16 protein-coding genes are annotated in these 12,907 nt (G+C 75.1%); 8 read left to right on the forward strand and 8 right to left on the reverse strand.

The window, feature by feature from the left end:
• Positions 1 to 45: 45 nt before the first annotated feature.
• Both ACFY4B_RS03855 and ACFY4B_RS03860 read left to right on the forward strand, forming a co-directional pair.
• Positions 46 to 1,140, forward strand: a complete 1,095-nt coding sequence (locus tag ACFY4B_RS03855) for a glycosyl hydrolase (RefSeq protein WP_074002277.1) — start codon at positions 46 to 48, stop codon at positions 1,138 to 1,140.
• A gap of 174 nt (positions 1,141 to 1,314) precedes the next feature.
• Complete coding sequence (locus tag ACFY4B_RS03860) at positions 1,315 to 2,064, forward strand: GNAT family N-acetyltransferase (RefSeq protein ID WP_074002276.1); 750 nt, start codon at positions 1,315 to 1,317, stop codon at positions 2,062 to 2,064.
• A 90-nt stretch (positions 2,065 to 2,154) separates the two neighbouring features.
• Here the strand turns inward: ACFY4B_RS03860 and ACFY4B_RS03865 are convergent, their stop codons facing one another.
• Positions 2,155 to 3,117 (reverse strand): DUF4436 family protein, encoded by a 963-nt coding sequence (locus ACFY4B_RS03865; protein WP_387966368.1) that lies wholly within the window; start codon positions 3,115 to 3,117, stop codon positions 2,155 to 2,157.
• Between the two features lie 150 nt (positions 3,118 to 3,267).
• Here ACFY4B_RS03865 and ACFY4B_RS03870 point away from each other — a divergent pair, with 150 nt between their 5' ends.
• On the forward strand, positions 3,268 to 4,296 hold the full coding sequence (locus ACFY4B_RS03870) for a LacI family DNA-binding transcriptional regulator (protein WP_387966369.1): 1,029 nt from the start codon (positions 3,268 to 3,270) through the stop codon (positions 4,294 to 4,296).
• 68 nt (positions 4,297 to 4,364) lie between these two features.
• On the opposite strand, the gene ACFY4B_RS03875 is transcribed toward ACFY4B_RS03870, so the two are convergent.
• From ACFY4B_RS03875 to ACFY4B_RS03885, 3 genes are all read right to left on the reverse strand, one after another.
• On the reverse strand, positions 4,365 to 4,883 hold the full coding sequence (locus tag ACFY4B_RS03875) for a GNAT family N-acetyltransferase (protein WP_387966370.1): 519 nt from the start codon (positions 4,881 to 4,883) through the stop codon (positions 4,365 to 4,367).
• A 119-nt stretch (positions 4,884 to 5,002) separates the two neighbouring features.
• Positions 5,003 to 5,464, reverse strand: coding sequence for a molybdopterin-dependent oxidoreductase (locus tag ACFY4B_RS03880; protein WP_074002275.1), 462 nt, complete (start codon positions 5,462 to 5,464; stop codon positions 5,003 to 5,005).
• Positions 5,465 to 5,617: 153 nt separating this feature from the next.
• Positions 5,618 to 6,085: a MarR family winged helix-turn-helix transcriptional regulator gene (locus tag ACFY4B_RS03885; RefSeq protein WP_049654766.1), complete on the reverse strand. Its 468-nt coding sequence runs from the start codon at positions 6,083 to 6,085 to the stop codon at positions 5,618 to 5,620.
• 130 nt (positions 6,086 to 6,215) lie between these two features.
• On the opposite strand from ACFY4B_RS03885, the gene ACFY4B_RS03890 reads away from it, so the two are divergent.
• On the forward strand, positions 6,216 to 6,998 hold the full coding sequence (locus tag ACFY4B_RS03890; RefSeq protein WP_387966371.1) for a dioxygenase: 783 nt from the start codon (positions 6,216 to 6,218) through the stop codon (positions 6,996 to 6,998).
• Between the two features lie 45 nt (positions 6,999 to 7,043).
• Here ACFY4B_RS03890 and ACFY4B_RS03895 read toward each other — a convergent pair whose 3' ends face one another.
• On the reverse strand, positions 7,044 to 7,691 hold the full coding sequence (locus ACFY4B_RS03895) for an NAD(P)-dependent oxidoreductase (protein WP_387966372.1): 648 nt from the start codon (positions 7,689 to 7,691) through the stop codon (positions 7,044 to 7,046).
• A 200-nt stretch (positions 7,692 to 7,891) separates the two neighbouring features.
• Between ACFY4B_RS03895 and ACFY4B_RS03900 the strand changes: the two genes are divergently transcribed.
• A complete protein-coding gene (locus ACFY4B_RS03900) occupies positions 7,892 to 8,509 on the forward strand; it encodes a maleylpyruvate isomerase N-terminal domain-containing protein (RefSeq protein WP_387966373.1) in 618 nt (205 codons plus the stop codon).
• A gap of 9 nt (positions 8,510 to 8,518) precedes the next feature.
• Here ACFY4B_RS03900 and ACFY4B_RS03905 read toward each other — a convergent pair whose 3' ends face one another.
• Genes ACFY4B_RS03905 through ACFY4B_RS03915 form a run of 3 tightly spaced genes read right to left on the reverse strand, consistent with a single transcriptional unit; the run spans position 8,519 to position 9,910 of the window.
• Positions 8,519 to 8,905 (reverse strand): VOC family protein, encoded by a 387-nt coding sequence (locus ACFY4B_RS03905; protein ID WP_049654752.1) that lies wholly within the window; start codon positions 8,903 to 8,905, stop codon positions 8,519 to 8,521.
• A 4-nt stretch (positions 8,906 to 8,909) separates the two neighbouring features.
• Complete coding sequence (locus ACFY4B_RS03910) at positions 8,910 to 9,455, reverse strand: GNAT family N-acetyltransferase (RefSeq protein WP_380738435.1); 546 nt, start codon at positions 9,453 to 9,455, stop codon at positions 8,910 to 8,912.
• Positions 9,452 to 9,910, reverse strand: a complete 459-nt coding sequence (locus tag ACFY4B_RS03915) for a group II truncated hemoglobin (RefSeq protein WP_049654748.1) — start codon at positions 9,908 to 9,910, stop codon at positions 9,452 to 9,454. Before ACFY4B_RS03915 ends, ACFY4B_RS03910 begins: the two co-directional genes overlap by 4 nt.
• 242 nt (positions 9,911 to 10,152) lie before the next feature.
• Here ACFY4B_RS03915 and ACFY4B_RS03920 point away from each other — a divergent pair, with 242 nt between their 5' ends.
• The 3 genes from ACFY4B_RS03920 to ACFY4B_RS03930 are packed head-to-tail and all read left to right on the forward strand — an operon-like array spanning position 10,153 to position 12,902.
• Entirely contained in the window at positions 10,153 to 10,917 is a 765-nt protein-coding gene (locus tag ACFY4B_RS03920) for an SDR family NAD(P)-dependent oxidoreductase (protein WP_387966374.1), read from the forward strand.
• A gap of 20 nt (positions 10,918 to 10,937) precedes the next feature.
• Entirely contained in the window at positions 10,938 to 11,315 is a 378-nt protein-coding gene (locus tag ACFY4B_RS03925) for a MerR family transcriptional regulator (protein ID WP_387966509.1), read from the forward strand.
• Between the two features lie 51 nt (positions 11,316 to 11,366).
• The gene (locus ACFY4B_RS03930) at positions 11,367 to 12,902 is read left to right on the forward strand and encodes an AMP-binding protein (protein ID WP_074002268.1); all 1,536 of its coding nucleotides are present in this window, start codon (positions 11,367 to 11,369) and stop codon (positions 12,900 to 12,902) included.
• The last annotated feature ends 5 nt before the right edge of the window (positions 12,903 to 12,907 follow it).

The raw sequence follows: 12,907 nt of genomic DNA on the forward strand, positions 1-12,907 counted from the left end.
GGGCCGTCCCGGGGGGCCGTTGCTCGTGACCAGGTGGTGTGAGACATGACCGAGGTGCTGTTGGCCGTCGGAACCGAGAAGGGCCTCTTTCTCGGCCGCAGCCGCGACCGGCTGACGTGGGAGTTCAGCGGGCCGCACTTCCCGATGAACGCGATCTACTCCGTCTCCGTCGACCGCCGCGACGGCCGGACCAGAGTGCTGGCCGGCGCCGACAGCAGCCACTGGGGGCCGTCGATCTGGCGCTCCGACGACCTCGGCGCCAGCTGGTACGAGCCCCCGCGGCCGGCCATCCGCTTCCCGGAGTCCACCGGCGCCTCGCTCACCCGGGTCTGGCAGCTCCAGCCCGCCGGGGCGGAGGCCCCCGGCGTCGTCTACGCGGGCACCGAGCCCGCCGCGCTGTTCCGCTCCACCGACGGCGGCGAGACCTTCGCCCTGGTCGAGGCGCTCTGGAACCACCCGCAGCGGCCGCAGTGGGGCGCCGGCTACGGCGGCCAGGGCCTGCACACGATCCTGACCGACCCGCGCGACCCGCAGCGGCTGCTGGTCGCCGTCTCCAGCGGCGGCGTCTACCGCAGCAAGGACGGCGGCGACAGCTGGCAGCCCTCCAACACCGGCCTGCGCGCCGAGTTCCTCCCGGAGGAGAGCCAGTACCCGGAGTTCGGCCAGTGCGTGCACAAGATCGCCCCGGACCCGGTCCACCCGGACCGGCTCTACCTCCAGAACCACGGCGGCGTCTACCGCAGCGACGACTGGGGCGCGAGCTGGCGCTCGATCGTGGACGGCCTGCCCGCCGAGTTCGGCTTCGCCGTGGCCGCCCACCCCCGCCGGGCCGACACCGCCTACGTCTTCCCGCTCGGCGGCTCGGACGACCGCATCCCGCCCGGCCGCCGCTGCCGGGTCTTCCGCACCACCGACGCCGGCACCAGCTGGCAGCAGCTCGCCCACGGCCTGCCCGGCGAGGACCACTACGGCATCGTGCTGCGCGACGCCCTGCGCACCGACGACGCCGACCCGGCCGGGATCTACTTCGGCAACCGGACCGGCGACGTGTACGGCAGCCGGGACGAGGGCGAGAGCTGGTCCCTGCTGGTCTCCCACCTGCCGGACGTGCTCTGCGTCCGGGCGGCGGTGGTGGCCTGACCCGGTGGCTGCCTGACGCGGTGCCGGCCCGACGCGGTGGTGGCCTGACTCAGTGACGGCCCCTGGCACGATGACGGCCCGACGCGGTGGTGGCCGGAAATAACCGGTTGCCGGACGCCGGGGCCTCGGTGAACATGGCCGCCGACGAACGATCACGCGATTGTGGGGTGGGCCATGGCCGAGGACTGGGTGGTCAGGCGGGGTACCGACGGCGAGCCGGTGCTGCGCTACCTGCTGGACGAGCGGGAGGGCCGGCCCTGGGCCGACCTGCTGGAGGTCCTGGACGAGTCGGTGGACGCCGCCGCGTTCGTCCGGGCCGAGCTGCCCGGCTGGGTGGTCTCCGGCCCGCCCGGGCTCGGGCAGGAGCTGGTGGCGCACGGCGCGCGGGTGCTGCGGCACGCCCACACCTTCCGCCGCGACCTGCGCGCCGACCCCCCGCCCGCCGACTGGGCCGGGACGCCGCTGCGCGAGGGCCTGCGGGCGGTGCCCTGCGACCGCGCGCCCGAGGAGCTGTACGAGGCCTGGCGGGCCGCCTTCGCCCCCGACCACGTCGACTTCTACCCGGGCGAGGACGCCCGGGTGGTGGCCGAGCGGATCACCCCGCTGCTGGAGGGCGAGGTCATCGGCCCGGTGCTGCCGTCCAGCCTGCTCGCCGTGGACGCCGAGGACCGCGTGGTCGCCGGGCTGATCCTCACCGACCGCGACGGCCTGCCCTGGATCGGCGACGTCTTCCGCCACCCGGAGCGCGGCTACCGCGGCCTCGGCGCCGACCTGCTGCGCCGCGCCGTCGGGGACGCCGCCGAGCGCGGGCTCGCGGACGTGACGCTGGTGGTGTCCGAGGGCAACCCGGCCCGCCGGGTCTACGAGTCGCTGGGCTTCCGGCTCCAGGAGACCTCGCTGACGGTGGTCGTGCCCGACGCCTGAACCCCTGAGCCTCCGGGCCTCAGAACCCCTGAACCTCCGAACCCCTGAGCCGGGTGGCCGGGCCGCCGGACACGTGCGCCCGGGCACCCGCTACTCCCGGTGCCCGCCCTCGATCCGGGCGCCCCGCACCACGACCATGGTCAGGCCGACCGCGACCAGCAGCTCCGCCCAGAAGAACGCCGCGTAGTCCAGCAGCGAACCGATCGGCGGGCTGCCGGGCGCGGCGTTGCGCATGCCGACCAGGGCGAACAGCGTGGCCGCCATCCAGCCGAGGGCGGGCCAGACGATGCCGCGCCGCTGGCGGACGATCAGCCAGGCCGCCACCAGCACGGACAGCGCCAGCGCCCACATCGCGGCCATCATGAACCAGGCCAGGATGAAGGTGCTGCGCGAGCGGCTGATCCGCTCGGTCACCACGACGGCGCCGCCCTCGCTCTGCTGCTCGGCCTGCTTGAAGACGAAGAAGGGGTCGGCCTCCTCCACGCCGATCACCACCGGGACGGGCTGCCCGCCGGCGGTGGCCTGGAAGCCGATCAGCGCGTGGTAGTGGTCGAAGGGGTAGTCGGTGACCCGGCCGTCGAGGAGGCTGAACGCCACCGCGCTGGAGGCGACCTGCTGCCCGGCCGGGTACCTGAGCACGGTCTGCTCCAGCGAGGTGGTCTCCAGCACCACGTCCCGGGCCGGGACCAGCAGGCTGTCCGGCTGCTCCAGGGCGCCGTGCGGGTGGACCAGGACCTTCGCGGTGAGCGTCTGCGCCGCCGCGTCCACCCGCTGGAGCGTCACGTCGACCTCCAGGAAGTCCGGGCCGGGCACCGTCCCGACCACCTGGACGCGGCCGCGGCTGGAGCGTTCGTCGAGGTAGAGCAGCAGCCCGGCGACGACGGACAGCACGATCGCCGCCACCACGGCGTACGCGCGCCAGGGCCTGACCTTCGGCCGGGGAGCGGTGCCCGCGCCGCGCGCCCGGGCGTGGACGCGGACCCGCGGCCGGGCCGCCGGGCGCGTGCGCCGGACGGCCCGCCGGTGCGGCGGCGCGCCCATCGGCCTGTTCATCGGCCTGCTCCACGGTCGGCGGCGGCGGGTGCCGCCTGTCCCGCCACCCTCCGGGCGGCCGCGGCCGGGGCGCAACCGCAGAGGGCCGATCGGGCGGGCCCGAGACTCGGCAAAGACGCTGGTCGGAGGGGCTGTGTAGGCTCAACGGTCATGGCGAGGGTGACACGGGACGATGTGGCGCGGGTGGCGGGGACGTCCACGGCGGTCGTGAGTTATGTGATCAACGACGGGCCGCGGCCGGTGGCGGCGGCGACCCGGGCGCGGGTGCTCGCGGCGGTCGAGGAGCTCGGCTACCGGCCGAACCGGGTCGCCCAGGCGATGGCCCGGCGGCGGACCGACCTGCTCGGGATGGTCGTCCCGGACGCCCGCCAGCCCTTCTTCGCCGGGCTCGCGCACGCCGTCGAGCAGGCCGCCGCCGAGCACGGCCGGCTGCTGCTGATCGGCAACTCCGACTACGCCGACGAGCGCGAGGCGCACTACATCCGCGCCTTCCTCGGGATGCAGGTGGACGGTCTGGTCCTGGTCACCCAGGACCCGGCCACCCCCGGGCTGACCGGCTTCGACGTGGCCGACGGCACCCCGGTCGTGCTGCTGCACCACCGGGCGGAGAGCACCGGCGGCGTCGCCGTGGTCGCGGACGACCAGGGCGGCGCCCGCGAGGTGGTCCGCCACCTGCTCGGGCACGGGCACGCCGAGGTGCACTGCTTCGGCGGCACCCTCGCGCTCAGCCCGCACGACCCGGTCACCGGGCGGACGGCCGGCTGGCTCGCCGCGCTGGAGGAGGCCGGGCTGCCCACCGAGGGACGGCTCACCCCGGCGCCGTTCGACCGGGTCCGGGCGCACGCCGAGGCACTCGCCCTGCTCGCCCGTCCCGACCGGCCGTCCGCCGTGTTCTGCACGACGGACGACCAGGCGATCGGCCTGCTGCGGGCCGCCGACGACCTCGGCATCCGGGTGCCGGAGGACCTCGCGGTGGCCGGCTTCGACGACATCGCCGAGGCGGTGATCGCCGGGCCCGCGCTGACCACCGTCACCACGGCGCAGGACGAGATGGCCCGGGCGGCGGTGGAACTGGTCCTCGGCGGGCCGGAGCACCGCGCCCAGGGCGCCCGCACCTTTCCGGCCCAGCTGGTGGTCCGGCGCTCCTGCGGCTGCCCGCCGGGGACGGCGCGGGGCTGAGGCCGGGGGGCGACCCCGGACCGGCCGGGCAGCGGCGCGGGGCTGGCGTCGGGGACGGCGCGGGCGCCTCAGCCTTCGAGCAGTTCGTCCGCGAGCAGGTCCATCAGCAGGTTGTCGTGCCAGGTGCCGTCCGGCCCGCGCTCGTACTGGCGCATGGTGCCGACGGTGCGGAAGCCGACCTTGGTGTAGCAGCGGATCGCGGCGAGGTTGTCCGCGGCCGGGTCGATCACCAGCCGATGGTAGTGGTGGTCGTGCACCAGGTACCGGGCCATCGTGCGCACGGCGTCGGTGCCCAGGCCCAGGCCGTGCACCGTCGGGTCGAGGTAGAGGTCCATCCCGGCGTGCCGGTACTCGTCGTCGTTGTTGGCGTACCACTGGATGGCGCCGACCACCTTGCCGCCGAGGTCGATCGCGAAGGTCTCGGTGCCGGGCGACTCCAGGTCGTTGGCGACCTCGTCGGCCAGGTCGTCACCGCCACGCCAGCGTTCGAACACCTCGGGCGTGCCGCGGATGGCCGCCAGCGCCGGGATGTCCTCCCCGGTGGCCGGGCGGAGCGTGACCAAGGTGCCGTGCAGAATCGTCCCCATATGGGGCATGTTGGCACGGAAACCCGGCTCCGGCGAGTGTTTTCGACCCGCCGTCCGGCCCCTTCCGGCGTGCGGCCTCGGGGCCGGGGCCGCACGCGCGCGAGGCGGGCGCCCGGGCGTCAGGCGGTGGGGCGCGCCGGGTCGCCGAGGGGGCCGAGCCAGACGGCCGTGACGGCGCTGACGTAGCGGGCGCCGCAGTGGTCGCCGGGGACGACGAGCTGCGGACCGGCGGCGTCCAGCGGGGCGCCGTCCATGCTGGTGGCGAGCAGGATCTGCTGGCCGCCGAAGTCCGGGTCGATCTCGGCCCAGGAGACCACCGCCCGGTGGCCGTCGGCGCCGGCCACCGAGAGCAGGAAGCGCAGCCGCTGCTTGCGGCCGGAGAAGTCGATCCGGGGCCGGGCCGCGCGCAGCACGTCCAGCAGCGCCGGGCCCTCGTAGCCGTGGCGCTGCTCGCCCGCGGTCCGGCAGTCGAAGCTGACCTCGACCCGGCGGGCGGGGAGGGCACGCAGCTGCGCCACCGTCAGCTCGGCGGGGCGGTCGAGGTGGCCGTGCAGTCGGACGGTGGGTCTCGCCGGGGTCATGGGTGCTCCCTCCTCCCGGGCCACGGCGCCGCGGCCCGGGTGGAGGAGTACCCGAGCAGTAGCCGGAGCATTCGCAGATGCGATGGATCAGGCGGACTTCCACTCGCAGGTGCGGGCCCTGAGCCCGGGTGGCGGCTGCCGGCGGGGCCGGTCCTACGGGGTCTCGTCCTGGCGCAGCCGGGCACTGACCGCGCCGAGCCCCTCGGCGAGCACCGCGAGCTGCTCGCGGCTGAGCACGTCGATCAGCAGTTCGCGCACCAGGGCGACGTGCCCGGGCGCGGCCTGGCGCAGCGCCTCGCGGCCCTGGTCGGTGAGTTCGGCGATGACGCCGCGCACGTCGCTGGGGCAGGAGCGGCGGGCGACCAGGCCGGCCCGCTCCAGCTGGGTGACCTGGTAGGTCAGGCCGCTCTTGGAGGTGACCAGCTTGTCGGCGAGCTCGGTCATCCGCAGCGAGTCGCCGGGGGCGGCGGACAGGTGCACCAGGATCTCGTACTGCTGGTGGGAGAGTCCGGAGTCGTCCTTGAGCTGGCGTTCCAGCCGCCGGTTCAGCAGGTTGCTCGCGACGACGAAGCCCCGCCAGGCGGCCGCCTCGTCCGGGTCCAGCCAGCGGGGTTCGTTCAGTGTGGACATGGGGTGAAGCCTACTCCTGTTGTTCAAATTCGAACGAAGGTGTACCGTCGGTTCCGTAAAGGTTCAAATTTGAACTACCTGTCGGACTACCTGCCGGTCGAACGGCCCCGAGGAGGACGCCATGAGCACCGCGGCCCCTGAGCGCATGCCCGCCCTGTACCTGTCGCACGGCGCGCCGCCGCTGGCCGACGACCCGGTCTGGCCGGGCGAGCTGGCCGCCTGGTCCGCCGACCTGCCCCGGCCCAAGGCCGTCCTGATGGTCTCCGCCCACTGGGAGGAGGCCCCGCTCGCCCTCGGCGCCGTCACCACCGTCCCGCTGGTCTACGACTTCTGGGGCTTCCCCGAGCACTACTACCGGGTCCGGTACGCCGCCCCCGGCGCGCCGGACCTCGCCGAGCGCGTGCGCAAGCTGCTGCGCGCCCCCGGCACGCCCGTCCAGGACATCCCCGACCGCGGGCTCGACCACGGCGCGTACGTCCCGCTGGTGGAGATGTACCCGGACGCCGACATCCCGGTGCTCCAGGTCTCGCTGCCCACCCTCGACCCGCAGCGGCTGATGGAGATCGGCCGCAGGCTCGCCCCGCTGCGCGACGAGGGCGTGCTGATCGTCGGCAGCGGCTTCTTCACCCACAACCTGCGGGCGCTCAGCAGCGACGGCCGGATCACCTCGGTGATGGCCGAGTTCGACGACTGGGGCCGGCGCGCCCTGGAGGCCCACGACCTCGACGCGCTGCTCGACTTCGAGCACAAGGCCCCGGCCGGACGCCTGGCCCACCCGCGCACCGAGCACTTCGCCCCGCTGTTCGTCACCCTCGGCGCCGGCGAGGCCGACCTGGACAGCCAGCGCAGCGTCATCGACGGGTTCTGGATGGGCCTGGCCAAGCGCTCGATCCAGCTGGGGTGAACCCCTCCCCTTCGAACGCCCCGCCTGCCGGACCCCTCACAGCCCTCACAGGGAGCAGCAGGTGAACCGCTCGCCGATGTGCTCGGGCTGCTCGATCTCGTCCACCAGGGCGACCGCGTAGTCCGCCACCGAGATCCGGCTCCGCCCCTCGGCATCGGTGAGCAGCTGGTCCAGCCCGGTGCGGTAGCGGCCGGTCCGCTCCCCCGGGCCGATCTCGGCGGCCGGGCTGAGCACCGTCCAGCGCAGGTCGGAGACCGTCCGGTAGTAGTCCAGCGCCGCGCCGTGGGCGTGCATGATCTGGAGGAGCGGCTCCGGCAGGCCCGGGGCGTCCCAGACCCGCACGCCCGGCGCGGTCTCCAGGTTGCCCGCCCCGCCGACCGCGATCAGCCTGGGGGCCGCGCCGCCCAGCGTGCGCAGGCCTTCGACCAGGGAGCGGGCGGCGGGCTCGACCAGCGCCTGGTGGCCCGGGCCGTCGCCGCCGCCGACGGCGCTCACCAGGACGTCCCGGCCGACCGCGACCCGGGCCACGTCCGCCGGGTCCAGCACGTCGGCGCGCTCCACGGCGGCGGCCGCGCCCCGGTAGCGGTCCGGGTCCCGGACCGCCGCGGTGACCTCGTGCCCGCGCGCCGCCGCCTCCCTGACGACCGCGCTGCCGATGGTGCCGCCGGCGCCGATCACGGCGATTCTGGCCATGGGTACCTGCCTGGGTGCTCGCGGGTGGGGCGGCGTCGGACCGCGGGACGCTGGATCGCAGGGCGCCGGACGCCGGACGCGCCGGACGCCGGACGCGCCGGACAGGACCGATTATCGGACGAACTCCCGGCGCGAGCCGGGGCACTGGGCCTATCGTGTGACGCCCCGGACGCCCCGGACACCCCGTCGAAGGAGTGGTCATGCGCAACGGCGACGCCGTACGAACCGCCAACGGCGACGCCGTACGAACCGCCCTGGACGCCGCCCTGGCCGTCCTCGCCCCGCACACCGGGAACCGCGACTGGGACGCCCCCGCCGGACTCCTGGAGTGGAGCTGCCGCGACACCGCCGCCCACATCGCCCACGACCTGCTCGCCTACGCCGGCCAGCTCGCCGCCCGCCCCCGCGACCGCTACCTGCCGCTGGACCTCACCGTCCGGCCCGAGGCCGACCCGGCCCAGGTGCTCACCGTGGTCACCGCCGCCGGACACCTCCTCGCCACCGCCCTGGACGCCGCCCCGCCCGAGCTGCGCGCCTACCACCACGGGCCCTGCGAACCGCTCGGCTTCGCCGCGATGGGCGTCGCCGAGACCCTGCTGCACACCCACGACATCACCCGCGGCCTCGGCCTGCCCTGGCAGCCGCCCGCCGAACCGTGCCGCTTCGCGCTCGACCGGCTCTTCCCGCACGCACCGCGGGAGCCGGATGCCCACCCGGCGGAGGTCCTGCTCTGGTGCACCGGGCGCGGGGAACTGAACGGCCGCCCGCGCAAGTCCTCGTGGACCTGGCGGGCGGCCATGGGCGAGTGGCCGGACTGATCCGACCGGTCAGGCGCTCCCGGTGGCGATCCGCTCGGCCTGGCTGCGCTCGATGCAGAACTCGTTGCCCTCCGGGTCCCCGAGGGTGACCCAGCCCTTGCCGTCCGGGAGGCGGTGGTCCGCCAGCACGGTCGCCCCGAGGGCGACCAGGCGCTCCACCTCCTCGTCCCGGCTGCGGTCCTGCGGCTGGAGGTCGAGGTGGACCCGGTTCTTCGCCGCCTTGCCCTCGGGCACCCGGATGAAGAGCAGCGAGGCGCCGGCGGAGTTCACCACCGCCTCCTCGTCGCACGGGTTGTCGTCCTCGCCCAGGGTGCCGTCCAGCGCCTGCGCCCAGAAGGAGGCCAGGGCGTGCGCGTCGCCGCAATCGATCGTCACATGTCGTACCAGAGATGCCATCCGCCTACTCTGACCTGCGCGGTTCGGGTTCGTCCAGCCATTTGCGGGAGTGCCGGTGGCCGTCCAGCGGAAAGGGCGGGAAGGGCGGGAGCAGTTCCACGAACGGGTAGCCGGCCTTCTCCGCGACCCGGCAGGAGGCGGGGTTGTCCACCTGGTGCAGCAGGTCGATCCGGCGCAGGCCGCCCTCGGCGAAGGTGGCGAAGGCCCAGGCGGTGAGGGCCTCCACCGCGCGCGGGGCCACCCCCCGGCCGCGGGCCGGGGCCGCCGTCCAGTACCCCACCTCGGCCGTCTCCCCGCCGGGGGCGGGGTACTTGAGAGCGACGTTGGCGACGAGCTCGGCGCCGTCCAGGACGGCGAAGCTGTACCGGGTGCCCGCCGCACGGCCCTCCTCCTGGAGGCGCAGCCAGTGCGCGGCCTCCTCGGCGTCGCCGACCGGGGTCCGGGTGAAGCGGCGCAGGGTCGCGTCCCGGTAGGCCTCGATCAGGGCCGGCGCGTCGGCGTCCTCGAAGGGGCGCAGCAGCAGGCCGTCGGCCGTCAGGGCGGCGGTCACTTGAGGCCCTCCCAGCCCCAGCGCGGGGTCGGGCCGGGATCGCCGAGGTCGGTGCCGGCCGGGGAGCCGGAGACGTCCTCGGCGATCCGGGTGCCCCAGTCGAAGTACTCCAGCACCCGGCGGCGCAGCAGTTCGTCCCCGGGCAGCTCCGCGCGGACGGCCTCGGCCATCAGCTCCATCCAGCGCAGCCGCTGCTCCTCGGTGACGGCCAGGCCCAGGTGGGCGCGGAGCAGCGCCTGGTGGCCGCCCAGTCGGTCGGTGTAGCCGGTCGGGCCGCCGAACACCTCGGCCAGCCAGACCGCGACGTGCTCGATGTGGGTGGGGGTGAAGTCGGCGAAGACCGGCGCGAGCAGGGGGTCGGCGAGGGCGCCCCGGTAGAAGGTCCGGCTGAGCCGGCGCAGGACGTCGATGCCGCCGACGGCCTCGTAGAGCGTGCCGGGCCGTTGGTCGTTCATGGCTGTGCTCCCCGTGGGTGAACCGTATGTTGCGACCTTCCTAGCAGCCGGAGGGCCCGGTCGGCGCGGCCCCGGGCCCGCTGTTCGCGCCGGGCTCGGCGGGCGGAGGCCCGGGCTCCCCCGCCCGGGCCCGGGTGGCGGGCGGGGTGGGCCCGGGTGCGCGGCGTCCTGGCGGACCGACCCGACGGCTCCGCCGTTCCCGCTTGACCCTGACGCTGGCGGCAGGGTCGGAGGGTGGGCCCATGGACGACGAGAGCGGGACGCGGAACCGGGTCGTGGTGGTCACGGGGGCCGGGACGGGGATCGGGCGGGAGACGGCGCTGGCCTTCGCCGCCGAGGGGGCGCGGGTGCTGGCGGTGGGGCGGCGACCGGAGCCACTGGCCGCGACGGCCGCCGCGTACCCGGCACTGATCGAGCCGCTGGCCGCGGACGTGACCGGGCCCGGGGCACCGGAGGAGATCGTCCGGGCGGCACTGGAGCGGTTCGGGCGGCTGGACGTGCTGGTCAACAACGCGGCGATCGTACGGAGCGGGCAGGGGATCGGCGGCTTCGACCGCGCGGGCGTCGAGGCGCTGCTGGCGACCAACCTGGTCGCCCCGGTGCTGCTCGGCCAGGCCGCGGTGCCGGCGCTGAGCGGGAGCCGGGGCGTGGTGGTCAACGTCAGCACCGCCGTCGGGCAGCGCGGCTGGCCGAGCAACTCGGTGTACGCGGCGACCAAGGCGGCGCTGGAGACGGTCACCCGCAGCTGGGCGGTGGAGCTGGCGCCGCGCGGGATCCGGGTGGTGGCGGTGGCACCCGGGGCGGTCGACACCCCGATCGGCGACCACTCCGGGTACGGCCCCGAGCAGCGGGCGGCGATCCGGACGTGGCAGATCGAGCACACCCCGCTGGGCCGGATCGGCCGCCCCGAGGAGGTCGCCTGGGCGATCACCCGACTCGCCTCGCCGCAGGCCTCGTTCGTGACCGGCGTAGTGTTGCCGGTGGACGGCGGCGCACTGGTGGGCTGACCGGGAGGGGACGGGTGGCGGTGCGGATCGGCGAGCTGGCGGCCCGGACCGGCAGTACCGCGCGCGCTCTGCGGCACTACGAGCAGGCCGGGTTGATCGACTCCGAGCGCGCGCCGAACGGCTACCGCGAGTACGGCGAGCCGGCGGTCGTCCGGGTGCGCAACATCCGTGCGCTGGTGGCCGCCGGGCTCACCCTGGAGGACGTCCGCCCGCTGCTGGGCTGCCTGGACGGGGACGTGCTGGCGGTCCGGCCGTCCGAGCAGGTGCTGGGGATCGCCCGGCGGCGGCTGGCGGTGCTGGAGCGCCGGATCGCCGCCCAGACGGAGGCCCGGGACCGGCTGGCGGCGGCGCTGGCGGCGGCCGGGGTGAGCGCGGACGGGGCCGACGCGGACGGGTGACACCCCCGATCGGGGGTGTGCAGGGGGCGGGCGGGGGAGGACAGTGGCCCCATGCAGATTCCACTCTCCGTGATGGACTTCCTCGACCGGGCCGAGCTGGTCTACGGCGACCGGGTCGGCATCGTCGACGAGCCCGTGCAGCCGGCCGAATCCTGGGGCGAGCTGAGCTACCGCCGGGTCGCCGAACTGGCCCGGGCCCAGGCCGCCGGGCTGGACCGGCTCGGTGTCGGGCCGGGCGAGCGGGTCGCGATCGTCTCGCACAACTCGGCCCGGCTGCTGACCTCCTTCTTCGGGGTGAGCGGGTACGGCCGGGTGCTGGTACCGGTGAACTTCCGGCTGAAGGCCGAGGAGGTCTCGTACATCGTCGAGCAGAGCGGCGCCTCCGTGCTGCTGGTCGACCCCGAGGTCGCCGACGCCCTGGACGGGGTGGTGGCCAAGCACAAGTTCGTGCTGGGCGCGGCCAGCGACGCCGTGCTGTACGACACCGACGCCACCCCGCGGCGGTACGCGGTGGACGAGAACGACACCGCCACCATCAACTACACCAGCGGAACCACCGCCCGCCCCAAGGGCGTTCAGCTCACCCACCGCAACGTCTGGCTGAACGCGACACTGATGGCCCTGCACTACGGGGCCGGCGACCGGGACGTCTACCTGCACACCCTGCCGATGTTCCACGCCAACGGCTGGGGCCTGCCGTTCTCGCTCACCGGCCTGGGCGCCCGGCACATCGTGCTGCGCAAGGTGGACGGCGCGGAGATCCTGCGCCGGGTCGAGCGGCACGGGGTGACCTTCCTGTCCGGCGCGCCCGCCGTGGTCCAGATGGTGCTGGACGCGGCCGCCGACTGGGACGGCCCGGTGCCCGGCCGGGACCGGGTGCGGCTGGTGGTGGCCGGCGCCCCGCCGCCGACCTCGGTGATCCAGCAGGTCGAGGAGCAGCTGGGCTGGGAGTTCATGCAGCTCTACGGCCTGACCGAGACCTCCCCGGTGGTCACGGTCAACCGCTCGCGGGCCGAGTGGGACGCGCTGCCGGCCGCCGAGCGGGCCGAGAAGCTGGTGCAGGCCGGCTCCCCCGCGCTCGGCACCCGGCTGCGGGTGGACGCGTCCGGCGAGGTGCTGGTGCGCTCCAACACCGTGCTGGACGGCTACTGGCAGCAGCCGGAGGCCTCGGCCGAGGCGCTGCGGGACGGCTGGTTCCACACCGGCGACGGCGGCACCCTCACGGACGGCCTGCTGACCATCTCCGACCGCAAGAAGGACGTCATCATCAGCGGCGGGGAGAACGTCTCCTCGATCGAGGTGGAGGACTGCCTGTACGACCACCCGGCGGTCGCCGAGACGGCGGTGATCGGGGTGCCGCACGAGAAGTGGGGCGAGACGGTGAAGGCGCTGGTGGTGCTCCGGGAGGGCCACGAGGCCGTCACCGAGGCCGAGTTGATCGCGCACTGCAAGCAGCGGCTGGCCGGCTACAAGTCGCCCACCACGGTGGAGTTCCGGGATGCCCTGCCGCGCACCGCCACCGGGAAGCTGCAGAAGTTCCGGCTGCGCGAGCCGTACTGGACCGGGCGGGAGCGCCGGGTCAACTGAGGCCA

Origin of the sequence: Kitasatospora sp. NPDC001261 (assembly GCF_042896795.1) — a bacterium.
Taxonomy (GTDB): domain Bacteria; phylum Actinomycetota; class Actinomycetes; order Streptomycetales; family Streptomycetaceae; genus Kitasatospora.